At 61.3% G+C, this 25,063-nt stretch carries 28 protein-coding genes; 14 read left to right on the top strand and 14 right to left on the bottom strand.

Going from position 1 to position 25,063, the window contains the following annotated elements:
• Positions 1-948, top strand: a 948-nt coding sequence (locus VMH22_00655; GenBank protein ID HTW90205.1) for a thiamine-phosphate kinase, incomplete at its 5' end; no start/stop codon positions are given.
• A 69-nt stretch (positions 949-1,017) separates the two neighbouring features.
• On the opposite strand, the gene VMH22_00650 is transcribed toward VMH22_00655, so the two are convergent.
• The 9 genes from VMH22_00650 to VMH22_00610 all read right to left on the bottom strand — a co-directional run bounded on the left by VMH22_00650 (position 1,018) and on the right by VMH22_00610 (position 6,504).
• Positions 1,018-1,578: an LEA type 2 family protein gene (locus VMH22_00650; GenBank protein HTW90204.1), complete on the bottom strand. Its 561-nt coding sequence runs from the start codon at positions 1,576-1,578 to the stop codon at positions 1,018-1,020.
• A gap of 94 nt (positions 1,579-1,672) precedes the next feature.
• Positions 1,673-1,897, bottom strand: a complete 225-nt coding sequence (locus VMH22_00645) for a hypothetical protein (GenBank protein ID HTW90203.1) — start codon at positions 1,895-1,897, stop codon at positions 1,673-1,675.
• Between the two features lie 8 nt (positions 1,898-1,905).
• A complete protein-coding gene (locus VMH22_00640) occupies positions 1,906-2,445 on the bottom strand; it encodes an SDR family oxidoreductase (protein ID HTW90202.1) in 540 nt (179 codons plus the stop codon).
• Between the two features lie 145 nt (positions 2,446-2,590).
• Positions 2,591-3,274: a nitroreductase family protein gene (locus VMH22_00635; protein HTW90201.1), complete on the bottom strand. Its 684-nt coding sequence runs from the start codon at positions 3,272-3,274 to the stop codon at positions 2,591-2,593.
• Between the two features lie 122 nt (positions 3,275-3,396).
• Complete coding sequence (locus VMH22_00630; protein HTW90200.1) at positions 3,397-4,164, bottom strand: ABC transporter permease; 768 nt, start codon at positions 4,162-4,164, stop codon at positions 3,397-3,399.
• Positions 4,165-4,169: 5 nt separating this feature from the next.
• The gene (locus VMH22_00625; GenBank protein HTW90199.1) at positions 4,170-5,111 is read right to left on the bottom strand and encodes an ABC transporter ATP-binding protein; all 942 of its coding nucleotides are present in this window, start codon (positions 5,109-5,111) and stop codon (positions 4,170-4,172) included.
• A gap of 157 nt (positions 5,112-5,268) precedes the next feature.
• On the bottom strand, positions 5,269-5,868 hold the full coding sequence (locus tag VMH22_00620; GenBank protein HTW90198.1) for a class I SAM-dependent methyltransferase: 600 nt from the start codon (positions 5,866-5,868) through the stop codon (positions 5,269-5,271).
• Positions 5,869-6,023: 155 nt separating this feature from the next.
• Complete coding sequence (locus tag VMH22_00615; protein ID HTW90197.1) at positions 6,024-6,284, bottom strand: type II toxin-antitoxin system RelE/ParE family toxin; 261 nt, start codon at positions 6,282-6,284, stop codon at positions 6,024-6,026.
• Positions 6,271-6,504, bottom strand: coding sequence for a ribbon-helix-helix domain-containing protein (locus VMH22_00610; protein HTW90196.1), 234 nt, complete (start codon positions 6,502-6,504; stop codon positions 6,271-6,273). The genes VMH22_00615 and VMH22_00610 overlap by 14 nt, the downstream gene beginning before the upstream one ends.
• A 255-nt stretch (positions 6,505-6,759) precedes the next feature.
• Between VMH22_00610 and VMH22_00605 the strand changes: the two genes are divergently transcribed.
• From VMH22_00605 to VMH22_00595, 3 genes are read left to right on the top strand one after another with little or no spacing between them, the layout of a single operon-like run.
• Positions 6,760-6,957 carry a hypothetical protein gene (locus VMH22_00605; protein HTW90195.1) on the top strand — a complete coding sequence of 66 codons (198 nt, stop codon included), beginning with the start codon at positions 6,760-6,762 and terminating at the stop codon, positions 6,955-6,957.
• A 1-nt stretch (position 6,958) separates the two neighbouring features.
• Positions 6,959-7,207: a hypothetical protein gene (locus VMH22_00600; GenBank protein HTW90194.1), complete on the top strand. Its 249-nt coding sequence runs from the start codon at positions 6,959-6,961 to the stop codon at positions 7,205-7,207.
• A complete protein-coding gene (locus VMH22_00595; GenBank protein HTW90193.1) occupies positions 7,194-7,538 on the top strand; it encodes a type II toxin-antitoxin system PemK/MazF family toxin in 345 nt (114 codons plus the stop codon). Before VMH22_00600 ends, VMH22_00595 begins: the two co-directional genes overlap by 14 nt.
• A 590-nt stretch (positions 7,539-8,128) precedes the next feature.
• Here the strand turns inward: VMH22_00595 and VMH22_00590 are convergent.
• Positions 8,129-8,440: a helix-turn-helix domain-containing protein gene (locus VMH22_00590; protein HTW90192.1), complete on the bottom strand. Its 312-nt coding sequence runs from the start codon at positions 8,438-8,440 to the stop codon at positions 8,129-8,131.
• Positions 8,441-9,339: 899 nt separating this feature from the next.
• On the opposite strand from VMH22_00590, the gene VMH22_00585 reads away from it, so the two are divergent.
• The 4 genes from VMH22_00585 (at position 9,340) to VMH22_00570 (ending at position 10,919) form a co-directional block, all read left to right on the top strand.
• The gene (locus tag VMH22_00585) at positions 9,340-9,966 is read left to right on the top strand and encodes a transposase (GenBank protein HTW90191.1); all 627 of its coding nucleotides are present in this window, start codon (positions 9,340-9,342) and stop codon (positions 9,964-9,966) included.
• Between the two features lie 138 nt (positions 9,967-10,104).
• The gene (locus tag VMH22_00580; GenBank protein HTW90190.1) at positions 10,105-10,494 is read left to right on the top strand and encodes a type II toxin-antitoxin system VapC family toxin; all 390 of its coding nucleotides are present in this window, start codon (positions 10,105-10,107) and stop codon (positions 10,492-10,494) included.
• A gap of 3 nt (positions 10,495-10,497) precedes the next feature.
• Entirely contained in the window at positions 10,498-10,722 is a 225-nt protein-coding gene (locus VMH22_00575; protein ID HTW90189.1) for a type II toxin-antitoxin system prevent-host-death family antitoxin, read from the top strand.
• Positions 10,719-10,919 (top strand): hypothetical protein, encoded by a 201-nt coding sequence (locus tag VMH22_00570; protein ID HTW90188.1) that lies wholly within the window; start codon positions 10,719-10,721, stop codon positions 10,917-10,919. The genes VMH22_00575 and VMH22_00570 overlap by 4 nt, the downstream gene beginning before the upstream one ends.
• Before the next feature lie 663 nt (positions 10,920-11,582).
• Here VMH22_00570 and VMH22_00565 read toward each other — a convergent pair.
• From VMH22_00565 to VMH22_00555, 3 genes are all read right to left on the bottom strand, one after another.
• Positions 11,583-11,807, bottom strand: a complete 225-nt coding sequence (locus VMH22_00565) for a hypothetical protein (GenBank protein HTW90187.1) — start codon at positions 11,805-11,807, stop codon at positions 11,583-11,585.
• 178 nt (positions 11,808-11,985) lie between these two features.
• Positions 11,986-12,357: a hypothetical protein gene (locus tag VMH22_00560; protein HTW90186.1), complete on the bottom strand. Its 372-nt coding sequence runs from the start codon at positions 12,355-12,357 to the stop codon at positions 11,986-11,988.
• Between the two features lie 293 nt (positions 12,358-12,650).
• The gene (locus VMH22_00555; protein HTW90185.1) at positions 12,651-13,310 is read right to left on the bottom strand and encodes an RNA polymerase sigma factor; all 660 of its coding nucleotides are present in this window, start codon (positions 13,308-13,310) and stop codon (positions 12,651-12,653) included.
• Positions 13,311-13,697: 387 nt separating this feature from the next.
• Here VMH22_00555 and VMH22_00550 point away from each other — a divergent pair, with 387 nt between their 5' ends.
• The 4 genes from VMH22_00550 to VMH22_00535 all read left to right on the top strand — a co-directional run bounded on the left by VMH22_00550 (position 13,698) and on the right by VMH22_00535 (position 21,217).
• Entirely contained in the window at positions 13,698-16,400 is a 2,703-nt protein-coding gene (locus tag VMH22_00550) for a site-specific DNA-methyltransferase (GenBank protein ID HTW90184.1), read from the top strand.
• Positions 16,397-17,761 carry an HD domain-containing protein gene (locus VMH22_00545; GenBank protein HTW90183.1) on the top strand — a complete coding sequence of 455 codons (1,365 nt, stop codon included), beginning with the start codon at positions 16,397-16,399 and terminating at the stop codon, positions 17,759-17,761. Before VMH22_00550 ends, VMH22_00545 begins: the two co-directional genes overlap by 4 nt.
• Complete coding sequence (locus VMH22_00540) at positions 17,758-18,321, top strand: hypothetical protein (protein HTW90182.1); 564 nt, start codon at positions 17,758-17,760, stop codon at positions 18,319-18,321. The genes VMH22_00545 and VMH22_00540 overlap by 4 nt, the downstream gene beginning before the upstream one ends.
• 103 nt (positions 18,322-18,424) lie before the next feature.
• A complete protein-coding gene (locus VMH22_00535) occupies positions 18,425-21,217 on the top strand; it encodes a DEAD/DEAH box helicase family protein (protein HTW90181.1) in 2,793 nt (930 codons plus the stop codon).
• Between the two features lie 835 nt (positions 21,218-22,052).
• Here VMH22_00535 and VMH22_00530 read toward each other — a convergent pair.
• Entirely contained in the window at positions 22,053-22,370 is a 318-nt protein-coding gene (locus VMH22_00530; protein ID HTW90180.1) for an RNA-binding protein, read from the bottom strand.
• A 281-nt stretch (positions 22,371-22,651) separates the two neighbouring features.
• On the opposite strand from VMH22_00530, the gene VMH22_00525 reads away from it, so the two are divergent.
• Together VMH22_00525 and VMH22_00520 are read left to right on the top strand one after the other, a co-directional pair.
• Positions 22,652-23,059, top strand: coding sequence for a hypothetical protein (locus VMH22_00525; protein HTW90179.1), 408 nt, complete (start codon positions 22,652-22,654; stop codon positions 23,057-23,059).
• Between the two features lie 280 nt (positions 23,060-23,339).
• The gene (locus tag VMH22_00520) at positions 23,340-25,061 is read left to right on the top strand and encodes a PQQ-binding-like beta-propeller repeat protein (protein ID HTW90178.1); all 1,722 of its coding nucleotides are present in this window, start codon (positions 23,340-23,342) and stop codon (positions 25,059-25,061) included.
• Positions 25,062-25,063 lie beyond the last annotated feature (2 nt).

The following is a 25,063-nucleotide window of genomic DNA, read 5'->3' as shown; positions in this document are numbered from 1 at the left end:
GTTGAAAGCCCGGCCTTCCCCGAGCACTATCTGGCGGTGACCATCGATACCGTGGCCGAGGAGATATCTCAGGGCATCTACCGCGACCCTTTCACTGCCGGTTGGGTCGCAGTCGCTGCCTCAATCAGCGACCTCGCGGCGGTTGGCGCCGACCCGCTCGGGCTCGTGATTTCCGTAACGCTTAGCCCGGCGCAGAGCGACGACTACAATGCCAGCATAGCCCTGGGCATGGAACAGGCCTGCCGCGCGGCCGGAACCTCGATTCTCGGCGGCGACACTAACATGGGTGACAAGGTAGCGCTGACCGGCTGCGCGCTCGGGTTGGTACCCAGGAACCGTGTCATGACCCGGCGCGGATGCCGCCCCGGTGATGTTGTCTACGTATCCGGGCCGGTCGGCATGGGCAACGCGCTCGGGTTCGTCCGCCTCGCCGGTCTGCCGGACAAGCTTCTTCCCGAGGAACTGTATCGGCCCGCATCGCGCCTTGCCCATGGTCGCCTGCTCCGGGACTTTGCCACCTGCTGCATGGACTCAAGCGACGGCCTGCTGGCAACGCTCGACCAGTTGATGCGGATAAACAGCATCGGGTTCACCATCGACTGCGCATGGGACAGGCTGCTCGCGCCCGAAGCCATACAGTTGTGCCGAGGAACCGGCACGCCGTTTTGGTCAATGACCGCTGCGCCGCATGGTGAGTTCGAGCTCGTGGCAACAGTGCCGCCCGAAAAAGAGGCGGGTCTCCTCGCTGCCGCTCGCACGCAGGGCATGAACTTCCTCCGGCTCGGCACGGTCGAGGAGAAGCCGGGGCTAGTGCTCAAGCTGCCGTCCGGCAAGGCCGCTGCCGTCGACGCCGCGCCGTTCCGCAACCTGCTCTTCACGGTCGGCGCGGACATGAAACGCTACATGCGGGAGTTTCTCGCGCTCGGTGCCGCAATGGGGCTCGAGTAGTAGCGGTTCCAGTCAGTCAGCCCTTGGGGCGCGCGGAAGTGGATAGGCGCCCCCTTGCCACGCCTCGCCTCAGTTGTCAAACAGCCCTTGGATGAAGGACTTCACCTCGTCTTTGACCGAGACCTTCCTCTCGCCGCTGAACCCGAAGCGCCGCCGGCCGACGAACGTCGATACCACGTAACGTCCCTTCACGCTGAACACGACCGAGTCGGCGAACAGCGTCGGTATCGACTTCAGAAGCGCGGGATAGTCGATGGCCAGCGGGAAATCGGCGAGCGTCGTATCGCGGGCGTCGAGGAATAGCTCTTCGGGACGACTGCCCTTGCCGCATAACCGGTTGCCGATGGACACCTCATAGTCTACCGACAGGACGTGGATCGGGAAGCGGTTCAGGTTGACGATCTCGAGCCCGACCACCGTCTCATCCGCCGACCGGACGTTGATGGAATGCAGCCGCACGTCGGGCGCTCTGACCGCGGGTCCGCAGGCGGCCAGCAGTAGCGCAACGGTGAGCCAGCGGGCGGGGACCAGCGAGTCTGCCAGCCTCATCAGGCCGGCGTCTTGAGCCAGACGTCCCTGGCCTTGGCGTGCTGCGCGCGTGGGATGAGCTTCACCGCATCTACCGGGCATGCAGCCACGCAGACGCCGCAGATGCTTCGGTCATCAGCAGCATTGTAGGCCCGCAAGGGCAGTTGTCAAACAGACGGGTGGGAGCCGGTCGCCGTCAGCCGCCCAGGTTCGCCTCAAAGGCAGCGACGTCCGCATAGTAACGCGCCACCGCCTCCGCCTGACTCGGATTGGTGTAGACCTCAGCGCGGGGATGGTCGATCAGGTCGACGATGGCCGCGGCCGTCTGTTCGGGCGTCTGGACCGCGACGCCGGGGCGCAATCCGCCCGCCGGGGGCGGCGTGGCGTGAAGCGCGTTGCGTCCGAAATCCGAACTCACCATCGGCGGCATCACCACCGATACTGGATATTCGGGTAGGCGGTGCGCAGCTCCATGCGCAGGTTGGCGGTCAGGCTGTTGAGCGCTGCCTTGGCCGCGCTGTAGACCGAGCGGACGCTGACGAACGGAATGCGACCGAGCGCGGACGATACGTTGATGAGATGACCCGCCCCGCGCTCCTTGAAATGGGGCACGATCGCCTGCATGCCGTACAGGGCGGACTTCACGTTGACGGCCATTATCTGGTCGAAGTCCTCATCAGTCAGGTCCAGCACCGGGCGACTGATGCCGCGGCCGGCGTTGTTTATCCACACGTCCACGTGTCCGAACTCGCGCAGGGCCTCGTCCCGCAGATGCTCGACATCGGCGCGACGCGTAACGTCGGTCACCGTGAACCGCGCGCCGGCGCCGCACTGCGCTGCAACCTGCGCAAGCTCAGTCTGACGCCGGGCCGCAAGCATCAACCTGTCTCCACGCGCGGCCAAGAGCTTCGCGGTCGCCGCACCGATTCCGGCGCTCGCGCCGGTGATAACGACTACTTTCGATGTCATGTCGGACTCCTTTGTACCCAGAACCGAAGTTGAAGCCACGAAATCACGAAAGACACGAAACGAATGGGTGTGGGATGCCACAAGTCCGTTTCACTCCGTTTCGTGTCTTCGTGGCCATCTATTTCGGATTCGGGGCTTGTGTTCTTCAGTCCTTAACTTTGGTTCCGAAACGGTTGTGGTGGCAGAAGTCCTCGATGTCGCGGCGCACCCTGAGGTAGGGTGGCGGGGTTGCGGCATAACCCAGGCGTATTCCATAGACGACTCTCAGGTGCGCGGGTATTGAGAGGATGCGCTTGACTTCCGCCTCAGCCGAGCCGGAGGCAAGAGGACTGACGACGTGGAAGTCAATGCCCAGCGCGTTCGCTGCAAGCCATAGATTCTCGGTCATGCAGCCGAGGCTGATGGCGCCGAAGAAATCCCCTTCTGAAGCCGGCGCTCTGCGGCTTGGGTCGTAAAGGACTACCAACAGAGTGGGGCAGGCAGGCAAGGCGCGAATCCCGCCTTCTTCCGGGTTCGGTTTGACGCCCGGTGTCCGCCAGGAGGGCGGGAAGTTGGTCCCGAGTATCCCGACCTTCCGGCGACGGAGTTCTTCCTCAGAGAAAGAGAGGTGCTCGAAGTTCTCGCGGATGAAGGTCTCGGAGACCGTGCGTTTGATGCCGGCCAGATCTTTCAGCACTCTCTCATCGTCAACCACCACGATCTGGAAGTTCTGCATGTTATGGGCAGTGGGCGCCCATCTGCCTGCCTCCAGAATCGTCCGCAGGTCCTCCTTAGAGACCGGGCGGGCCGAGTCAAACGGTACGCGGGACGAGTGTCTCTTCTCAATCACATCGAGGACTTCGTTGATAGCTTTCTCCTTGGAGCCATAGGGCGTGTGTTTGTTCAGGCTGACGGGTTCTTAGACGCGGAATCCGGCGTCAGGAATCCGGGCCCGGCCTGTCGGCCGCCGGCCTACACGGTTTGGTCCGAGCGTTCCCACCAGAGCAGCGTGGCAGCGAGGGCAGCCAACCCGGTCAGGACAACAACCGCAAGGCTCGCCCCGGCGACATGCGTTCCGGGCGTGCCGCTGGCGATGGCTACACACCACGGGAACCAGGGCGACCAGCCGGTGGCGCTGACGAATTGCGCCACGATCATGGTCGCCAGGGCGCATCCGATCGGCAGCAGGTATCCGCGTCCAACCGACGCCAGCAGCGCCGTCACCGGCAGAAGCAGCAGCCAAAGCAGAACCGACCGCCCGGTCAGCGCGAGCGTATCACGCACCAACTGCAGAGTGAGCCCCGGCATACCCACGATTGCGCCGACGGCAAAGCCCAGCGCGACCATCCAGCAGGCCAGCAGCAGGCACCACATCGCCGCGACGCCGGCTTTGGCCACGACCACAGACGACCGCCGGGTCGGGATGGCAAGCATGATGCGGCAGGTGCGTTCGGCGAACTCGCGGCCGAACACCCACGCGGCCACCACCGCGAATGCGATTGCGCCCAGGGCCCCCATCGTCTGACCAACCAGGCCGAGGAACGTCGGCCAGTCCACCGCGCCAACCAGCAGACGTGACTTCGTAGTGAGGAGCCCGAAGCGCTGCGCGTCGGCAGGGTGCTTCTTGATAGCCATCATCAACCCAAGCATGACCGGCGGCAGCATCGCGAAGACGCCGACCAGCCAGGGCACAAGGGACCTGCGAGCTTTCAATGCTTCCGCGTAGAATGCCGCTGCCAACCCGCTCAAGCGTTCCTCTCTTCGGTGTTACTTGTAAGCCGCATGAAGTGCTGTTCGAGGTCCTCCTGCGCGACCGCCAGATGCGTCGGCGGGGCGCCCGCCTCGACGAGGAGCCTTGCGACCGAGTCAGGAGCATCAAGTGCTGTCGGTTCCCGGAGTTCGAGCAGCGGCGGGTCGGCATCACGTACCGGCTGCGGGTCAAAGCCTGCCTTCCGGAGCGCGGTGTCGGCGACGGCAAGGTTCCGCGCGCCAATGTTCAGGCGGCGATTGCGTCGCCGCTCAAGCTCATCCGCGGACTGCTCCTCAATCATCCGTCCTCGATGGACGATGCCGATGCGCGTGGCCAGGCGGTCGACCTCGGTCAGGATGTGGCTCGACATCAGGATTGTCGTCCCTCGCTCGCGCGCGAGTGTGCGCAGGAACTCCCTGATTTCGACCACCCCGGCCGGGTCAAGCCCGTTGGCAGGTTCGTCGAGAATCAGCAGTTCCGGGTCGTGGAGCAGGGCGCGGGCAAGTCCGAGCCGCTGGAGGTTGCCCATCGACAGCGTTCGTGCCGGGCGGTCCGCATACTCGCGCAGCCCCAGTTTCTCGATCGTGCGGTTCACGGCTCCCTGGTCGCGCGCACCCTGAAGCCGCCGCGCAACCTCAAGGTTCTCGCGCACCGTAAGCCCCGGATACGCGGTCGCACCTTCCACGAGGTGGCCGACCCGTCGCCACAGGTCAGTTGCCTCGGCGCGAACTCGCTGCCCGAACAGCTCAGCGTGCCCGGCGGTCGGGGAAATCATGCCGAGCAACAGACGTATGGCGGTCGTCTTGCCGGCGCCGTTGAGGCCGAGGAAACCGTAGATTTCTCCCCGCTCGATACGCAACTCGGCCCGGTCGAGCGCGAGCACCCCGCCGCGATAGCGCTTGCTCAGAGCGACAGTGCGGACAACGAAGTCACTCACAAGAGCTATTGAGTTTCGTGTAAGTAATGGCGCACGCGCCTCACCCTCACCCTTCCCTCTCCCTCAAGGGAGAGGGATAGAATGGAGAAGAGCGTTGCATTGCGCGTGCGAAGGTCAGTAGCAGTCTCCAAGTGCCGGTTATAGCACAGTCCGTGTTTCATGGTTTCGCGCTCAGCATCACCAGCACGTGCCCGAGAAATGTACGCTTCTGGGCCGCGACCGAGAGCCCGGCCGATTCGACAAGTGCCCGCCACGTCGCAAAGCTGTTTCCCTCCATGTGGTGGGTGAGTCGGGCCAACCACGCCGGCAGGGTGGCATCGGCCAGGCAGAATCGGCCGCCCGGACGCAGAACGCGAGCAATCTCGCGCACGCCCGCGGCCCGGTCCTTCCAGTGATGGAACGACATGGTGGTTATTACCACTTCCACCGACGCATCCGGCAGCGGCAGTGACTCGGCCGAGGCGGTGTGAAACGTCGCCTCGGGCATCAGTCGGCGGGCCACGTCTATCATGCCTTGAGTGGGGTCAACGCCGGTCAAGCTGGCGGCAGGCCAGCCCTCGCGGGCTTTGCGCAGCAACCGTCCCGTGCCGCAGCCGACATCGAGAACGCTGCCGGGCATGTGCTCACCATCCGGTTGCGACACCAGGGCCAGCGCGGCGCGATGCACACGGTCGAAGTACAGGTTCTGCATCCGCGACTGCTCGTAACTGCGCGACCACTCTTCGAAATCGTGCACGTCGCTGCTATCGTTCCGCATATGGTCGTCTCCTCTCGTGACTCATGCCGGCCATACCCATCAGCCGCAGCCTGCCGGCCGCTTCATCCGCTCGACCAGGCTCACCATCCGGGACCGGCCCTTCGGTCAATCTGCAATCTACAATCTGCAATCTGAAATGCCGCTGTGCCGCGCCGCTACCGGTAGACGTCCTTCCGATGACCAATCTTCACCACAAGCACTGTCCGGCGTTGGTCCTCAATCGAGTAGACGATACGGTACGCTCCACGTCGGATTCGATACTGGTCGGCTCCGGTCAGTTTCCTACATCCCTGAGGCCTGGGGTTGTCAGCAAGGGCATGAATGTGTTCAGCCAGGTTCCGTCGGAGCTTCCTACTGCCGACCGACTCCAATTCCTTCAGCGCCGACGGCTTGATGAAGACTTCATAGCCTGCCACGACGCTTCAGTTCCTTGACGGCGTCTGCAAACGGGATGTTCGGTTCGTGCGCGCGCTCCGCGAACGCAGCGATGTCCTCGGCGTCCTCCACAAGACTCGAGCTGACTGCCTCATTGATGAGTTCAGAGACGGACTGGTCTGTCTCGGCAGCCCTCAGGCGCAGCGCACGGTGCACGGCGGGGTTGAAGTATACCGTGGCCCTTCGTAAAGCAGTTCTCATGCCTCCATTGTAGCATCATAACGCCATAGCGTCAAACCGTCATCCGCCGGCCGTAGGCCGTAGGCCGCAAGCTATAAGCCGCAAGCCGTCGGCGGTCATCATCGTCTCGACCGAATCCGCTATCGGCTCACGGCTAACCGCTCCCACGTGTTTCTGATGCCGTATCCGACCGAGGCCGTAAGCTGCAGGCTGGCAGCCGTTAGCTCACCCTGCCGCGCCTTGACTCCAGTTCTCCCTGCAGCTACACTACCTCAGATGTCACCTGTGAGAACGGCCGGCCGATTGACCGAGCTTGAGACCGCGGTCGCGCAATTGTCCGAACCGGACTACGACAAGTTCCGCCGCTGGTTTCTCGAACGGGACTGGCTGGCATGGGACCGAGAGATAGAGACCGATTCGGCCTCAGGCAAGCTGGACTTCCTCGTACGCGAGGCGAAGGACGCCAGGACGTAGTATGACGCGGATAGCAGTCGAGACGACCGGCACCGTAGACAAAGAACACAAGCTCGTCCTGGACGAGCCGCTCCCCATCGAAGGGCCGAGCCGGGTCAGAGTGATTATCCTGCTCCCCGATGACACTGACATCGATGAGAAGCTCTGGCTCCAGGCCGCCCGCTCCAACCCGGCATTCGAATTCCTGACCGACCCGGCCGAGGACATCTACACCGCTGCCGACGGCAAGCCATTCAGTGACCAGCGGTAAAGTCGTCCTCATCCCGTTCCCGTTCGACGACCTCTCCGGAACCAAGGTGCGACCTGCAGTCTGCCTCACTGAACCCATCGGCCCGCACGGCCACATCGTCGTCGCCTTCATCACCAGCCGGGCTCAACCATCGAGCCTGGAAACCGACATCTCGCTCCGCCCCCAAGACCCGGACTTCGGCCGGACCGGACTGCGCGTTCCGTCCACCATTTGCCTGCACCGCCTGATGACTATCGCCGGCTCGACCGTGCTCCGCGAGCTTGGCTGGCTCACCGAATCGCGGCTCGCGGATATCCGACTGCGCCTCCGTCGGCTCTTTCAACTGGGCTAGACCGCAACCTCGCGGCCACGCCGCACCTGCGTTGGCCTCAGCGGCCTCTGTCGGGCAGTGTGGCTGACCGACTGCTCGTAGCCAATCGCCCGGCCGAGTTCATGGTGCTCTGCCAGTTCACCCCAAGGGGTCACAGGTGCACGTGCGACGACCAAAGGAAGTCGCGTACACCGCCTTAGGGGTGGAACCCCTGAGGTGCGGGGTTTGGGGTGAACTGCAGGCAGGTGCCGTCCGACGGCTCAACCGCGTGGGTGGCAGCGAGGAGTAGGGACGAGGGGCTAGGGGGCAGGGATTAGGGACTAGGGTTTGAGGACTGAGGATTGAGGATGAAGGACCGGGGACGAAGAACGAGGAACCAAGGACTGGGGACGAGGGACTAGGAACTGGGAACCATGAGCTTGGACCCGGGAACTGATAGTTCGCGTCCTCCGGCCGCGTCAATCTCGAATCGGAAATGGGTTGCCCGCGCCTAGCTGCTCACTGCTTACTGCTATCTCGCTGCTGCGGCAGCGTTACGTCAGGAATCGACTGTTGTGTCGCCGAGGATCCGCGGTTCATCTAAATGAACCGCGTGACTTTGCTCTGCAGTTCTAGCGGCGGCTGGCTGCAGACACGGCCTCCAACAGTGCCTTGAAGGCCTGCATCCTTGGATCGGCGAGGTTGGCGCGGTAGAACCGCCTTGGCCCGCGTTCCTCAGTCAGGACTACCAGTCCGACCTCGACCAGCGTGTGAAGCGCCTGGTTGACTCCGCCGCGTGACAGACCGGCGTCGTCCGAGAGTTCCACGCTGTAGTAGCTGCGCTCAGGGTCCTTGATCAGAAACGCCAGCACCGCCTGTTCCAGCGACGCGACAAACAACTTGCTCGAATCCGGCTTACGCTTGCGAATCGATAGCAGTTTCATGATGACCTCGGGTTCATTTTAGTGAACCGCGAGGTGCGGTCAACGGTGGTCATCACCTGGAAGACACATTGATGCGGACCGGAGGTGTTGCAGCAATGTCACGCGGTTCATTTCTATGAACCGCGGGGGATGGGCAGTGGGGATTGGGGACGAGGGGCTAGGGATTAGGGACTATGGATTAGGGTTTGAGGACTGAGGAATGAGGGATGAGGACAAAGGAATGGGAAATGAGGATTGAGAAAGAAGGACCGGTACTGCGGAATCAGAAGCTGGAAGATGGAAACTGAGGACGGGTTCATTTAAGTGAACCGCGTGGGATGGCCGTTGGGAGTAAGAAGCGGAAGATCGTAGGCAACAGCGCAGACTCCTGAAGAGGAACCCGCGCTTGGCCGCGTCAATCTCGAATCGGAAGTGGGTTGCCCGGGCTAATCTAGAATCTGGAATCTACGGGATGAGGACCCTATTTCTGTGTATGACAGGACGGCTTTCTTGTTGAATCTCGGTGCGTTAGCCTCGATTTTGAGGGACACTTCGCATGTATGTCTACAAGATATCCGAAGTGCCCCTATTGTCAGGCGCATGGGGTACGGTTTGGTGGACGTAGGAGACGCTGCAGCAAGTGCGGACGCACCTGGTCAGTAAGACCCAGACGTCGCGGTCCCAAACTCCGCACGGCTACCCGTGATTTGCCACGCAGAATACTCGACAAGAAACAGCCGACGAGCATGCTCGCAACGGCCTTTGGTTGCTCAGCCAGGGTTGTCCGCAAGAGACATCGCGCGGCACTTGACCGACTCAATCGGCGACCTGCGCCGCAGACTATCTTGGACGGGGATCTTGCACTACTGGCCGATGGGCTTTGGTTTGTCTTCAGGCGCAAGCTTTGGGTGCTCTATAACATGGCCGTGAAACCTGCTACGGGTGACTCCGTTTTCTTCCTGGATCCGCTTCTCATCCAGGGTAAGGAAAGCGCCGAGGGTTGGCGTTTGGCCTTCAGCACTATCCCGGAGCACATTCACGAGCATATCAGAGCGCTTGTTTCCGATGGATTCCAAGGCAGCAAGGCAATTGTCCGGGAGCACCAGTGGCTGCACCAGCGCTGTCATTTCCACATTCTCACGCGGCTATACAACCGACTCGGGAAGCGTAAGAAAAAGCTCCCCGGCCACAGAATCAGCGCGAGAATCTACCGGGCGGTGAAGGTGGTGCTCAAGACAACAAGCGAGCGTCGGGTGTTACAGAAGACAGCTCTGATAGGTCAACTCATCGCCGATCCGTGCTGTCGGCCTGGAGTCGCTGGCATCGCCCGAGAGTTCCTTAGGGATGAAAAGCTATACCGCACCTATCTGGACCATCCCGAGTTGCGGCTGCCAACGACTGACGGTGTCCTCGAGTCCTTGCACGGTCGACTCCGAGAGGTGGCTAGTCGCGTCAACCGCCCGACCGCCGTATTGCGACGCATCCGTGGCTACATCCGAGTGCATCCGACTTTCGTCTGCAAAGGGAGTGTTTATCAACAGAAATAGGGTCCTCATCCCGAATCTACAATCTGGAATCTTCAATCTTGAATGCCGTGGGGAGGTGGACTAGCCTCGCGACCCCGCCTGGTCGCAGTCCCCGCATTCTCACGTTGACAACTCGCTTGACGAGTTGTACAATAAGCCATGGACGTCGTTGCCGATGCCAGCGCGTTTCTTGCCGTGGTCTTGAACGAAGCCGCCCGCGACTCAACCATCCGGAGTACCACCGGGCGCGGAATCGTAGCCCCGGAGATCCTGCCGTATGAAGTCGGCAATGCTCTGGTCGTCGTGCGGAAGAAGGGACGTCTTACCGACAGCGAAGTGCTTCGGGCGTTCGACAGCGCGCAGCAAATCCCGGTAACACTGCTGCCGGTGACGATTCCCAGTGCTGTCAAACTGGCGATGCAGTTCGGCATCTACGCCTACGATGCCTACTACCTGCAATGCTGCATCGAAAACCGGCTGCCGCTGCTGAGCCTCGATGTCCGAATGTGCGAAGTGGCAAAGCGACTGCGGATTCAGATTGTGGAGTGAACGATGAAGACCTACACCTATTCAGAGGCCCGGAACCGGCTGGCTGAGGTACTCGATGAATCGAAACGGGGCGAAGTCATCATCCGCCGCCGCCGTGGCGAGACCTTTGCGGTGGTTCCAAAGACGCGGGTCCGCCGGTCGCCGTTCGACGTGCCCGGCGTGGGCCGGGGAATTGCGCGCCGGGAACTACTCGCCGCGATTCGCGAATCCCGAAGCCGCAAGCGATGAAGAAACAGCATTTCCCTCCCGGCTGGGACCAAGAGCGAGTTCAGCGCCTGCTGGCACACTACGAGAGCCAGACCGAACAAGAAGCGGTCGCTGAAGACGAAGCGGCATACGCGCAGCGCGGACTGACCATGGTTGAAGTCCCCAGCGCGCTCTTACCCAAGGTCCGACGGCTCATCGCGGAACACTCCTCCCGCTAGCCTGCCACGGCCGGCAGGCCGCGAGCTGCAAATTGCTAGCTGAGAGCTGTCGGCTGTCAGACCTCCCTCCCGCAACTCGACTCCTGGACTCCTGGACTCCTTGAATCCTGGAATCCTGCCCGTTCACTTAAATGAACCGCGTGGGATGGCCGTTGGGAGTAAGAAGCGGAAGATCGTAGGCAACAGCGCAGACTCCTGAAGAGGAACCCGCGCTTGGGCGAGGTCGATCAACAATCGACAATCTGGAGTCGGAAATGGGTTGCCCGCTTGGCCGCGACCAATCTGCAATCGACGATCTTGGACCCAGAATGAGAGGGTTCACTTAAATGAACCGCGTGGGGTGGGCAGTAGGATTGGGGATTGGGGGTTAGGGATTAGGAAGCAGGGACTGGGAACTAGGAACTGGGAACTGGGAACTATGTACCATGAGCCTGGACCCGGGAACTGACAGTTCGCGTCCTCCGGCCGCGTCAAACTCGAATCGGAAATGGGTTGCCCGCTTGGCCGAGCCCGGTCAGCTAGCTAACGGAGTCAGGCAGTACGGCGGTCGCCAGCGGCCTTTGGCGTTTCTATGGCGTCAGGAATCGCCCGTGTCGTCGCCGTGTCTCCAAAGCAGAAGGCCGCGCCGGAATGGCGCGGCCCTTCCTCCCTCACCAGCCCTGATTAGCTGACGGCAGCCGACCAGTAGCCGGTCCAGTACGTCTTCTTCGACGGCCCGGTGCCGCGCGAGATGGTCAGAACGGCCACCCCGCTCTGCACGACTGCCGTGGTACCCAGCAACGTCGCACCCGAAGGTGCAGACCCAGCAGCCGTGAGCGTCAGGTTAACCCCCGAAGCCCCCAGCGCCGTCTGAAGCAGGAACACTAGAGCCTGTACTATGAACAGCATAGCTATCACCTCCTTCCGCTTCGTACATCGTTCCTCATTTCTCGTTCTTCGTCAATCGGCGGGCGGAGTCGGTCGCCCGGCCCCGCCCGCTTCTCCTTCCCAACCGTCGTGAAAAATGGGGACAGTCCCTCAGAGCGCCGACGTCGGACTTGGCGCGGTACAGTCCCCATTTTTCCCGTTACGGCGCTATCGGTGCGCTGACGTTGAAGACGTCGGTGCGGATGGCCTGCAGCACCGGCCCCTGCAGGCCGCGTGCAGTCCACTTCGCGATGAGAATCGCGGCTTCCTGGGCGAACGACTCACCGGAGATGTCTTTCCGGGAGAGCGACCACATCTCGCGGCCGAAGCAGAGGTAGAACGGATACTGGATGGTCGGAACACCCGCGCCATCGCAGACCTGTTTCACCTGCAGCTCCATCGCCGCGATCATCGGGAACACGGCAGAGACGCTTGCGAGCATGTCTGCCCGCTTAGCGTCCAGCGTCGCCTTGATGCGAGTCGTATCGTACTTCGCATTCCAGTTGGCGATTCTCTTAGTAGGATCAGTCATGATCCCTTCCTTCCCGCGGGTTTCCCCGCATTCAGTCATTCTCGGATTCTGTGGGGCCTGGCCTCAGCCAAACCCCTTCACGTAGGAATACGGTAGTGACGACAGTTCTTACACGATAAAAGCCCCGGCCGTGTGGCCGGGGCGATACCGTCAGTTCAGGCTACTGCTTGCGCCCTACGCGCTTCACAGCTTGGAGAAATAGCATACCATCGAAGACGGGCAGCAGGCGACGCGCTATCCGAGGATGACGGGCAAGATGCGCGGCGACGTCCGGCTTCCGACCGGACGCAAGCTCAGCCTCGAACTCCATCATTGCCGCGATTTCGGCCCTTCCGGGAACGCGCTTCTTTCCATGAGAAGTCACTGCCATAGTAGAGCCTCCTCAGCTCGCGGATTCGGCCCAGAGCATCCCTTCCTTCGTACAGCCACTGTCGCAGCCGACGAACTGGAATGCCCATCTGCGCCGCGGCATCTTCGTGGGGGACCTCGTCGAGGTCGCAGAAGCGGACCGCGTCTCTCTGCCCCTTCGGAAGAGCATCGACCGCCGCCGTCAGCCGCTCGACCAGTCTCTGCCGCTCGTATGCCCGTGCCGGGTCCTCGATCGTAGGGAGGGACTTTGCGATGCCAGGTTCGTCTATCCAGACCATCTGCGGGGCGTTCTTTACAGAGCGGAAGTGGTCTACGGAGTAGTTCCGGGCTATCCCAATCAACCACTGCAGGGGTTCGCCCTTCTGGGGACAGTACGTATCTTTGTTCGCGACCGCCCGCTCGAGCACCGCATCCACTGCCTGCGTAAGCACTTCGCCGTGCAGCCCGAACCTCACCAGCATTGTGCGTACTACCCTGCGGCATGAGTCGTAGTTCTCCGATATGTAATCCTCGATACTCTGATAGGAATAACCGCCACTTCCCTTCGGGCACGCGGACCGGCGACGGTTCTGAGACATATCCATAACAGCACCTCTTCGCGTTTGCGAAAACTGAGCTTCTCATATCGCAACGGCTATTATGGATGTTCTTCACCTTCACCGTATCAATAAATGCCTACTCCAGTGTACCATCACCGAACATAGACGCGACATGTGTGAGCCGCCGTTGCCGGGTCATTCACAACACTGCTACGCCGCTGGGCGTTCGCACCTGGTGGGTAATACACCCAGTGCGGGTCTACCTTAAGTGTACGTAATTCCGGGCAAAGTTTACAGCGAAATATGCAGACGCCGCCGGTTCTCGGGCCGCCAGCTTGACTCCGGGTCGTTTTCTGGCTATAACCTCCCGGTGAATTCAGGCCGGAGCGCGGCTATCAGGGACATGTACCCACGCGGTTGGAGGTGAGCGATATGCCCAGAGGACGCAAGACGGAAGGTCAGGACAATGTCGGTGACTATCGGCACAAGCAGGCGAAGCGGAAGAACAATCCGCCCGCCGGAATCGCGCCGACCTATGAAACCCACGAACGTCAGGTCGAGAAGTACGCCTACGACCCGCACCTTGACCCACAACTGGTCTGGGCAGGCAAGGTCGAGCACACGTCCTTTGAGGTCGACACGGTATCGCTCCATATCCACGAGCGCGTCTCGACCCGCGCCATCCTGGAGGCGGTAAAGAAGCCCGAACCACAACTCGCCCTGTTCGGCAACAACGAGCTACCCGCTGACCAACAGATTGAGTTCTACAAGCACGACGTCGGCTGGGCCAACCGGCTGATACTCGGCGACTCTCTCCTCGTCATGAACTCGATGCTCGTGAAAGAGGGAATGGCGGGCAAGTTCCAGTGCATCTACATCGACCCGCCCTACGGCATCAAGTATTCCTCCAACATGCAGGCCCGCACCGACCGCCGCGATGTTAAGGACAAAGACGACGACCTGACCCGTGAGCCAGAGCAAATCAAAGCCTACCGTGATACATGGAAGCTCGGCATCCATTCCTATCTTGCCTACCTCCGCGACCGGCTCCTCCTCGCCAAAGACCTTCTTACCGAATCCGGTTCGGTCTTCGTGCAAATCAACGACGAGAACCTGCATCTCGCTAGAAACCTCATGGACGAGGTCTTTGGACGTGAGAACTGCGTTGCCATTGTACCGTTCGTCAAGACAAGCGGCTTCGCGGGCGAGCTAATCGATACCGTCTGTGACTACCTACTTTGGTACGGAAGGGCACGGGAGGAGCTACGGTATCGCCAAGTCTACTCGTTCAAGGAGTTCGGTGAAGAGGGCGCAAAGGGGTACGAGTGGGTCGAACTGCCTGGCGGGGACAGGCGAAGACTGACCGCACAGGAATTGACGGATAAGGGTCTACTTCCGCAAGAGAGTAGGGTATTCAAGCCAGGAGGGACGGACTCCCAAGGAGCTACCAAGACGGACGCGCACTTCGAGTTTCAGGGTGAGGTTCTTCACCCTAGCAAGAACAACCACTGGAAGACAACAGTAGATGGCTTGCAGCGTCTATCTAGGGCAGAACGACTCATCCTCATCGGAAAGACACTTTCCTATGTTCGCTACATGGACGACTTCCCCGTCTTCCCTCTGACGAACATGTGGACTGATACGGGGATCGCCGGCTACGGAGATCCGAAGCTCTTCGTCGTCCAGACCAATTCCAAGGTCATCGAGCGCTGCATCCTCATGACGACGGACCCCGGCGATCTGGTGTTTGACCCGACGTGCGGGAGCGGGACAGCCGCGTTCTGTGCAGAGAAGTGGGGTCGAAGGTGGGTAACTTGCGACACATCAAGAGTGGCATTGCAGATTGCGCGGCAGCGGTTGCTGACGGCGAAGTATGACTATTTCGAGTTGCAGGACACGGAGCGCGGGCCTGCGGCCGGGTTCAAATACGAAACGGTGCCGCACATCATGCTTGAGTCAATCGCGAAGAATCCCGAGATAGACGCGATTGCGGCCAAGTACCAGCCAGAGATAGACGAGGCGCTGAAGGCGGTGAGCAGGGCGCTGCGCAAGAAGTGGCAGGAGTGGGAAGTGCCGCGAGAGGTCGACAAGGCATGGGACAAGGACGCGAAGGAAGCGTATCTGGAGTTCTGGGACGTAAAGAGAAGCAAGCGCAAGGACATCGATGCGACGATTCGGCGGAACGCGCCGCAGGAGACTCTCTATGACAGGCCGTTCAAGAAGTCGGGCGTCGTGCGCGTGAGCGGGCCGTTCACGGTCGAGGCGATACCGGCTCCGGCGGTCGAAGCGCCGGGCGCTGCCACGCCAGTGCCGCAGTTTGAGACGAGTGAGGCTGAGGGACGTATCTCGGACAAAGCCGGCGACTACCTATCGGACATGATAAACCTGCTGAAGCAGCAGGGCGGCGTGATATTCCCGAAGGGCCGGAAGATGGAACTGACGAACATCAGGGCGGTGAGCCTCGGGTTCGTGCACGCCGAGGCGGAGACGGGGCGGAACGGGAAGACGCAGAAGGTCGCCATCGGCTTCGGCCCTCAGCACGGGCCAGTGACTGCATACCAGGTGCAGGAGTCAACGCCGGCTGCGAAAATGAACGGCTACGATGTGCTGCTATTCTGCGGGTTCAGCTTCGACCCGGAGGCGCGTGCGTTGATTCAGAAGACACCGGTGAAAGGGCTGACCGTAGAGTTCGTCAACGTCGCGCCGGATGTGCTGATTGGCGACCTGCTAAAGACCGGGCGCGCTAGCCAGATATTCACGGCCTACGGCGAACCGGACGTGCGGTTGGCCAAGGGTAAGGACGACACCTATGTTGTAGAGCTGGCAGGCGTGGATATCTACGACCCGCTGACCGGCAAGGCCGACTCGTCACCGGGCGAAGATGCGGCGGCATGGTTCCTCGACACCGATTACGACGGGATGACGTTCCACGTCTGCCAGGCGTTCTTCCCCGGCGACAAGGACGCGTGGGACAAGCTGCAGCGGGCACTGAGAGCGCAGATTGAGCCGGAGACGTTCGAGCAGATGCGCGGCACCAAGTCGTTCCCATTCCAGCCCGGCAAACACAAGCGGATAGCGGTGAAGGTCATAGACTTCAGAGGGAACGAGGTTCCGAGAGTTGTGGGGCTGAAGTGAACTTCAGCCGGCAGGTTCGGGACTCGGTCCACGGCTTCATTCAATGGTCCAAAGAGGAGCTCGACTTGGTGGAGACTCAGGCGTTCCAGCGACTCAGGAGGATTCACCAGCTCGCCTGCGCCCAGTATGTCTACCCAGGTGCCACCCATACTAGGTTTGAGCACTCCCTCGGTGTATTCCACGTCGCCGGCAGGCTGGGCCGCGAACTCAAACTGACCGAGGACGAACTGAAGCTCGTCCGTTTGGCCGGGCTACTGCACGACATCGGGCATGGCCCATTCTCGCACGTCTCTGAGGATACGCTGGAGCGATACTGCGACCGTGCCAAGCTCTGCATCGGCGAGAAGGACAAGATCCACGAGCGCGTGACTGCAGACGTGATACGCTTCGACGCCGGAATCGCCAGGCACCTGTCGGGCGCGCGTAGAGATGAGGTGGTCCGACTTCTAGACCAGGGTCACGGCGACCGTGTCCTGAAGGACATAGTCTCCGGGACACTCGACGCAGACAAGATGGACTACTTGCTGCGAGATAGTCTTTACTGCGGGGTTCGGTACGGGATGTATGATCTCGACCAACTCATCATTTCCTTAACCACAATGCCAGGTGACCGTGGTCGGGAAATGGTCGTGGACGAGGACGGCACTCACGCGGTTGAGCAGTTCGTACTCGCCAAGTACTACATATACTCGCAGGTATACGCGCACAAGGTGCGCCTAGTGACTGACGCGATGATCAACCGTGCGCTGCGGTTGGGTATTGATGAGGACGAAGTCGAGGAGTTGCGGCAAGTCTATGCTTACGATGGTTCTGAACGCTACATTGCCGAGTATCTGCAGTGGGACGATGAAAAGCTCCTGCGTGACTTCACCAACAAGGAGAAGTACGACGGGACGAAAGTCTGCGAGTTGCTTACAAGGCTCCGGCAGAGGCGTTTATACAAGCAGGCATACCATATGCAGGTGGCCAACGTTCCGGATGCGGCTACGAGGGACGCACTAGATGGCGTCGAGCCAGACGACAAACGACTTGCGGCGCTGGAGGAAGCGGTCGTCGCGGCACTTGCAAAGAAACCCCACGAGGTCATAATCTCGGTGTACGAGATCAAGAACGTGAAACGGGCAGCACATTCCGAGCGGAGCGTTCTAGTCAAATCGGAGGCCGGGCCGCGTCCGCTCGAAGAGGAGTCTGTGTTGTTCAAGTCCATAAACGAGAAGATGGCGGAGAAATATCTCGACTGCTACGTAGCGGCCGATTACTTGGACGAACATGACAAGTCCGAACTGCGAAAGAAGGTCCGAGGCGTAGTCGACGCAGAGCTCCCTCGGGTATTTTGCGAACAGGAGGAAGGTGTAAAGTGAATGCCAGTGCCAAGGCGGTGGTGCTCTTGATGATAGACGAACTGGGAGGGCGCGTCCGCTCCAAGACTCTGGTCATGAAGTACGTTTACTTCCTAAAGGAGAAGCTCGGCCTAGAGGATCTCGAGTTTCGGCCCCATTACTACGGCCCGTATTCAGAAGAGGTGGCAGATACTGTCTCACAGTTGGCGCAACTCGGGTTTGTGGATGAGAAGTGTCAGTTACTGGGCTATGACGAGCGCGGTTTCGAGCGCTGCAGATACAGCTACTCTTTGACGGAGGACGGCAAAGTCGTGGTGGAAGCAACCAAGAAGCGCCTTGGTGAGGCTGCCCGAGGGCTTACAGAAGTGATCGACGAACTCGACAAGGCGGCAAATGGCATGAACTATATGGATGTGTCGTATGCAGCCAAGACACATCTTCTCCTCAAGGAAGCTAAGAAACCGATGACCGTGGATGAGATACGCGAAGAGGCATCAAGGCTTTCTTGGAGGATGGCTGCTCACGACGTGGAGAAGTCGGTTCGGTTCCTGAAAGAGATCGGGCTGGCCTCCACAACTTGACTCCAGTAGCGGCTGCTCACGGCTGTCTGCAGTGCAGTCGCGATTGAGCCTGGCAATGCATTGATGCCAGGGTTATCAGCTTCCCCGAGGGAGTAGCAGAACAATGTCACTTCTCGTCGACAATCCAATCCTCAACTCCCCGTTCGAGAAGCCCGGCCGGTATTGGACGTACAAGGAAGGCCAGCCGGTGCTGATGGATGGGCGAAGGCCAGCCGGGTACTACCTGAAGCCGCGCACGCAGGGCGGGCAGACCGCCTTGTTCGAGGAAGAGTTCGTCCCGCTCGACACGGTGAATGGCATTCGCGACAAGGTATCAGCATGGCGGGACAAGGGCTACCCGGGCGTGACAAGTGGCATCACGCGGCAACTGCTGGGTCACTGGAAACGAACGGAGCGCGAACGGAAGCTGTTCTTCTGTCAGCTTGAGGCCACCGAAACCATGATATGGCTGACAGAGGGCCCGCAGGCTGACAAGCAGGGTCTAAGCCTGCCGAAAGACGAGAATCTCATACGCTACGCCTGCAAGATGGCGACCGGGTCAGGCAAGACCGTTGTGATGGGAATGGTAATCGCTTGGCAGGTCCTGAACAAGCTCGCGAACCCGCAGGACAAGCGGTTCTCAGACGCGGTGCTGATGCTCTGCCCGAACCTGACCATCCGTGAGCGGCTGAAGGTGCTGTTGCCTTGGCAGAAGCAGAACTACTACGACAAGTTTGACCTGCTGCCGGGCGGGATGCTGGAGCGGTTGCAGCAGGGACGGTTCTTCATTACCAATTGGCACCTGTTCAGTCCGCAGGACGACAGCCGGAAACGGAGTGTCGTTCAGCGCGGTGCCGAGAGCGATGCGGCATTCTGCCGGCGCAGCCTAAAGGAACTCGGGACCAAGAAAAACATCCTGGTAATAAACGACGAAGCCCACCACGCCTACCGGCCCAAGCCGCTAGCCGAGGAGCAGCGTGCACGGTTGTCGGCGGAGGAAGCAAAGGAACGTGAGGAGGCGACGGTTTGGGTTGGCGGCCTAGACCGCATCAACCGTGACCGCGGCATCAACATCTGCGCCGACTTCTCGGCCACGCCCTTCTTCATTCAAGGCAGCGGCTACGCGGAGGGCGAGCCATATCCGTGGATAAGTTCGGACTTTGGACTCGTGGATGCCATCGAGTGCGGCATCGTGAAGATTCCGTGCGTACCCGTAGACGATAACACCGGAGCGCCCGACCCTAAGTACTTCCGGCTGTGGCAGTATATCAATGAGCACCTGCCTGAGTCGGAGCGGGCCACGGCCCGGCGACGAGCGAAGCCTGAGTCGGTGCTGCGCGAGGCGCAGGGCGCGCTGGCCATGCTTGCGTCGCAGTGGCAGAAGAAGGCAAAGCAATGGCAGGAGGATGGCCAGCCGATTCCGCCGGTGATGATAGCCGTCTGTGACAACACTGACCTGGCCAAGCTGGTGCACGAGCACGTTGCGACCGGCGGCGTCTTGAAGGAACTGGAGAACCGTCGAGGCGGGGACGTGACCATCCGTATCGACTCGAAGCTCCTGGCCGAAGCCGAGAGCGCGGTTGAGGGGCAGTCGAAGGACGATGCGGCGGAGTCGGTACGGAAAACCGTGGACACTGTCGGCAAGACCGAATGGGAGGGAGAAGGCGACCCGCCCGGCAAGAACGTGCGCTGCGTCGTGTCGGTCTCAATGCTCTCCGAAGGCTGGGACGCGCAGAACGTCACGCAGATTCTTGGACTGCGAGCGTTCGGCTCGCAACTGCTCTGCGAACAGGTCGTAGGGCGAGGATTGCGCAGGATCAACTACGACGACTTCTCCGAGCCGGAGTACGTGGACGTGTACGGTATCCCATTCGAGGTCATACCGGTTACGAAGAAGCCGGTCAGGCAGGGCATTACCGAGAAGACGTCCACGCTTGTGATGGCGCTCAAGGAACGAAAGGGCTTTGAAATCACGTTCCCGCGAGTCGAGGGATTCGTGTTCGACGTGAAGAGCAGGATTCGGGCGAAGCTCGACGACATACCCTACCTGATGGTCGACCCGTCCAAGGAACCAACGTGGGTGGCCGTGAAGCCTGCGGGCGGGTATCGCGTCGGCCGACCTGACCGTTCTGGGCCTGGCAAGGTGGCACTGCACGACCGCAATCCGTTTCACCAGGAGAAGCGGCTCCAAGCAACCGTTTATGAGATTGCCGCTGAGCTGGCCATGCGCCTGAAGAGCAAGCACGACGACTGGGGATCACGGCAGAATCTGTTCCCGCAGGTGCTACAGATTGTGTGGAACTACGTGGAGACCAAAGTTGCGGTCGTGGATATCGATACGCCCCTCGAAGACATCGCGCTGAAACGCTACAAGCAGGAGATGGTAGACCGGCTCTCCGCAGTCATCGAACCCGACGAGGAAGCCGGAGAGCATCCGATGCTGCCGGTGATAGAGAAATTCCGGCCGGTCGGCAAGACCGGGGATGTGCTGTTCAGAACGGTGCGCCCGGCCAAGGGAACGACAAACAGCCACGTCAGCCATGTCGTGCTGGATAACGAGCGATGGGAGCAGAGCGTGGCCTTCCGCCTGGAGAAGTTGGCCGGAGAGGGCGGCATAGTGTCGTACGTGAAGAATGACCACTTGGACTTCACTATCCCATACGAATGGATGGGCCAGAAGCATGAGTACCGGCCGGACTTCCTCGTGCGCTACAAGGTAGCCGGCGGCGAGGTGAAGATCATCCTTGAAGTGAAGGGTTACGAGGACGAGCAAGACCGGCAGAAGGAAACTGCTGCCCGTCGTTGGGTCCGGGCCGTGAACCGGCACGGCGAGTTCGGCAAGTGGGCGTTCGCTTTATGCACGCAGCCGGGCTGGACCAAAGAGAAACTTGCGCAGGCAGCGGCGCAGATTCCGTGATCGCTCTCAGCCCTGTAACAAGATAGGACTTACGCCCGATGGTGCCGCGGAGTTGGTCCACGGCCAACCCGGATGCTTCGCCAAGCACCCAAGATCGCGGATTCCGCGTCAATGATCAGCCGGGGCTGCGGCCGGGCAATACTACAACGCTGTGTGATGGCGCGGGAGAGGGCATGGCGGCCATCTTGGATTGCAGATTGTCGATTGGCGATTGGGCACAGCTGCGGACGGGCACAATGGTCATTTTAGATTTTAGATTGACGATTGTAGATTGGACACGACCGCGAACGGGCACACTGGCGATCTTAGATTCTAGATTGACGATTGGGGATTGGGCGGGCTTGTATACAAATACGGCTAGAAGACATCGGGGCGGTCTTCGGGGCTATCTGCTTGTGGCTTAGGACGTTAGGCTTGAGGCCGCGCGGATGACACCCCTACCCAGGGGATTACCCCGCGGATAGTAGACAGGATTCAGTAGACAGTAGACAGGGAGGTTACCTCCACCGCAATTCCCGGATGAACCTCCACCGGAATTCGACGGGTTGGTCTACCGGTTGCCCTCCGACTTGCTCTCAGGGTTAGTCTACGGGTTGCTCCACCGGTTCCTCTCCGGGTTGGTCGGAACGTTGCGGCCCGGGTAAGTCCGCGGGTTCCTGTCCGGGTTGCTCCCGAGTTAGCTCCGGCCGTTGCTCTCCGGTTTGCCCGGAGAATTACTTTCCGAGTTGCTCTGCCCGCTGCAGCGTCTGTTTTCGACCGGCGCGGGCCGGAGGCACGATGGGCCTGAAAACGAAGCGGGCGGGTTGCCCCGCCCGTTCAGTGTGGCCTGTCGGTGCTACCAGCGGTTGCCGCTGGGGCCGTCGTTCGAGCGACCGCGACCATAGCCGCCGCGCGAACCACCTTCGGTGCGCTCGCGCGCCACGTTGACGGTGAGCGGCCGGCCGTCCATCGGATGCTGGTTCAGGGCCGCAATCGCCGCGGTCGCTGCATCGGCAGCGCTCATCTCGACGAACGCGAATCCCCGGGAGCGGTCCGTGAACTTGTCTTTCACTATACTGACTGCCGCGACTTCGCCATGCTGGGCGAACAGCTCGCGGAGCTGGTCTTCGGTTGCGCTGAAGGGAAGATTCCCTACGAAAATACGCGTACCCACTATCGAACCTCCGAACTGGTTTTGCTTGGGTCGTTGCGGGTTCTAGGAGACAGGTGAAACGAAGCTCACGAACTCATAGGCCTGAACGGGACACAAGCGGTTATGGGGCCATGTCTGGCATCATGCCGGCGGCGAGACCCCTTTGCGACCGGCACAGGATACTAGCCGGAAGACAGTCTGTGTCAACGTGGGCTCTGTCGGCTGCTTCCTCCCCGCGGGCAAGTTACTTGACAAGAGAGGCTCGGGCTGGTAAAACAATCGGGAACCCGAGGAGCGTAAGCATGAGCACATTCTGTCATTTGCGCCGTCTTGTCCTGCCGGTCGTCGTCGTCTTCATCGGCGGCATGGTAGTGAGCTGCAACAGCCGCACCGTTCATCAGGCCGAGCAGGTCGCGAGCGAGGAGGCCGCCTATGCCGCGCTGCAGTCCGCGCTGAGCCGGGCGGGCATCACATCAGCCGGCAGCATTACGGACGCGTTGCGGTCGGCCGTTGAGAAGAGAGACTTCGGCGGCGCCGCCGCAGCCCTGACCGTTGCCCTGAACGAGCACAACATCCACTCCACCCAGAAGCTGACGTCGGCCCAGGCTATCGGGCTCATGCGCCAGGCCATCCCCACCGTCCGCAACATCAGTCCGAAGGTCGGCTCCGGGCTGCAGAGTTTCTGCGACTACGCATCAGGCAAACACTAGTCGGATTCCGGCGGCACCATGCCGGCCGGCGCGCACCGGCCGGGTCCGGGGTGAGTCGGGGCGGCACAGTGTGAGAAATGGCGTCAAGGTGCAGCTTGACATCGGCCGCCGGCGGATTAACATAAGAACGACCGCAGTCAGGGACAACACCGGCGGACCGTCAGCGCCGCGTCCGCTCCGGCACCACACCTGACCAGCAGGAGAAATGCGCCACGCCCGGACGAGGTTATCCGCCCGAATGCCGGCCATGCCCGGCTCGACCCGGCAGCGGAGGTCCGGATTGACGAAGCTTGAGCGTCTAAGGAGATACATGGCCCGACATCGCACGCGACCGTTTATCCTGCCGCCGGTTGTTCTGGCGCTGGCGGCGTTCGTTTCGTGCCACAAGGCGCCCGACGCGCCGACCGTCCCGGCCGGCCCCCAGTATTGCTTCAAGGACGTGAACTACACATTCAGCACCGTTGCGACCGACCCGAACGGCGACAGCGTGGCAGTCCGCTTTGACTGGGGCGACTCCACCGGGATTGACTCGTCCGGCTGGTTCCGGAGCGGAGATACGATTGCCATGACCCACGCCTGGCAGGATACCGGCGCGTACGTGGTCCGCGCCTGGGCGAAGAACCGGAAGCAGGTCACGTCCGGCGTGTCCGGCTCAGTCGAGGTGCGGGTGGTGATACACCGGCCGCCCGCCACCCCCGCGGAACCGTCCGGGCCGGATGCGGGCGTGCAGGACTCTTCCTACGCGTTCACCGCCGTCGACTCCCAGCCCGACGGCCTTCCCATCGCGTTCCGGTTTTCCTGGGGCGACGGCGACACCTCGGACTGGAGCGTCTTCGTCGCCTCCGGTGCGTCGTCGCAGACAAGTTACAACTGGTCTTCGTCCGACACTTTCTCGGTAACCGTCCAGGCGAAGGACAGCGGCGGAGCATTGTCCCAGTGGTCCGCCCCGCACCGCATCTTCGTCCGCCCGGATACTGTCCGGTGGCGTTATCAGACCGGCCACGAGATAAAGTCCAGTCCGGCAATCGGGCCGGACGGCACGGTTTACGTCGGGTCGTACGACAGTTGCCTCTACGCAGTGAGCCCGAAGTGTATACTCAAGTGGCGGTACCGGACCGGCGGACAGGTTGATCTCTCGCCGGCCGTCGCGGCCGACGGCGCCGTGTACCTCGGATCGGATAACGGCTACCTGTACGCGTTCAATCCCGCCGGCACGCTCAAGTGGAGCCACAAGGTCGGAACGCGCGCGGACAATTCCCCGGCCGTCGGTTCAGATGGCACGGTCTATATCGGCTCAGACGACACCCTGCGGGCGTTCAGCGCGGAAGGCGCCCTGCAGTGGCAGTTTCCAACGTCGTGGCCCATTGCCAGCTCCCCGGCCATCGCGACGAACGGGACGCTCTATTTCATTTCGTACGACACGGTCTACGCGGTGAATGCCGACGGAAGCGCTCGCTGGCGCCACCGCGTCAGCCGTTTTCCCGGTCCGCCCGCAATCGCGACCGACGGGACAATCTACGCCGGGTCACGCGACACGGGCACCCTCTACGCCATCAACCCGGACGGGACCGCCAGGTGGGGATGCCCTTTGTCCGGCAACGTGAACAACGAGCCCGCGATCGGAGCGGACGGCACCGTCTACGTCGGATCCTCCGGCGGCCTGCTGTACGCGGTCAATCCCGACGGCACACTCAAGTGGTCCTACGCAACCGGCGGTTCGGTGTCGACGACGCCGGCCATCGCCGCGGACGGCACGCTGTTCTTCGGTTCGGACGACGGGTATGTCTACGCGCTCAACTCCGACGGTTCGCTGAAGTGGAAGTACCTGACCGGAGGCGCGGTCAAGTCGTCGCCGGCCATCGCGGCCGGTGGGGTCATGTACGTCGGGTCATCCGACTTCTATCTCTATGCTCTGTGGAGTCCGTCCCCGCTGGCCAGTTCGGCCTGGCCCAAGTTCCACCACGACCTGAAGAACACGGGTCGCGTCGGTGGAGGAAAGTGAGT

It is taken from the genome of bacterium (genome assembly GCA_035505375.1).
In the GTDB taxonomy this organism is placed as follows: Bacteria; Hydrothermota; Tepidihabitantia; order Tepidihabitantales; family Tepidihabitantaceae; genus UBA2258.
Note: the sequence above shows the minus strand (reverse complement) of the source record. Positions and strands in the feature narration are given on the sequence as shown.

Coding starts and splice junctions, on each gene's coding strand:
- VMH22_00650 (HTW90204.1), bottom strand. CDS start 1,578: ATGCCCGGTAGATGCGGTGAAGCTCATCCCACGCGCGCAGCACGCCAA.
- VMH22_00645 (HTW90203.1), bottom strand. CDS start 1,897: ATGGTGAGTTCGGATTTCGGACGCAACGCGCTTCACGCCACGCCGCCC.
- VMH22_00640 (HTW90202.1), bottom strand. CDS start 2,445: ATGACATCGAAAGTAGTCGTTATCACCGGCGCGAGCGCCGGAATCGGT.
- VMH22_00620 (HTW90198.1), bottom strand. CDS start 5,868: ATGCGGAACGATAGCAGCGACGTGCACGATTTCGAAGAGTGGTCGCGC.
- VMH22_00610 (HTW90196.1), bottom strand. CDS start 6,504: ATGAGAACTGCTTTACGAAGGGCCACGGTATACTTCAACCCCGCCGTG.
- VMH22_00605 (HTW90195.1), top strand. CDS start 6,760: ATGTCACCTGTGAGAACGGCCGGCCGATTGACCGAGCTTGAGACCGCG.
- VMH22_00600 (HTW90194.1), top strand. CDS start 6,959: ATGACGCGGATAGCAGTCGAGACGACCGGCACCGTAGACAAAGAACAC.
- VMH22_00590 (HTW90192.1), bottom strand. CDS start 8,440: ATGAAACTGCTATCGATTCGCAAGCGTAAGCCGGATTCGAGCAAGTTG.
- VMH22_00585 (HTW90191.1), top strand. CDS start 9,340: ATGGCCGTGAAACCTGCTACGGGTGACTCCGTTTTCTTCCTGGATCCG.
- VMH22_00580 (HTW90190.1), top strand. CDS start 10,105: ATGGACGTCGTTGCCGATGCCAGCGCGTTTCTTGCCGTGGTCTTGAAC.
- VMH22_00575 (HTW90189.1), top strand. CDS start 10,498: ATGAAGACCTACACCTATTCAGAGGCCCGGAACCGGCTGGCTGAGGTA.
- VMH22_00570 (HTW90188.1), top strand. CDS start 10,719: ATGAAGAAACAGCATTTCCCTCCCGGCTGGGACCAAGAGCGAGTTCAG.
- VMH22_00565 (HTW90187.1), bottom strand. CDS start 11,807: ATGCTGTTCATAGTACAGGCTCTAGTGTTCCTGCTTCAGACGGCGCTG.
- VMH22_00560 (HTW90186.1), bottom strand. CDS start 12,357: ATGACTGATCCTACTAAGAGAATCGCCAACTGGAATGCGAAGTACGAT.
- VMH22_00555 (HTW90185.1), bottom strand. CDS start 13,310: ATGGATATGTCTCAGAACCGTCGCCGGTCCGCGTGCCCGAAGGGAAGT.
- VMH22_00550 (HTW90184.1), top strand. CDS start 13,698: ATGCCCAGAGGACGCAAGACGGAAGGTCAGGACAATGTCGGTGACTAT.
- VMH22_00535 (HTW90181.1), top strand. CDS start 18,425: ATGTCACTTCTCGTCGACAATCCAATCCTCAACTCCCCGTTCGAGAAG.
- VMH22_00525 (HTW90179.1), top strand. CDS start 22,652: ATGAGCACATTCTGTCATTTGCGCCGTCTTGTCCTGCCGGTCGTCGTC.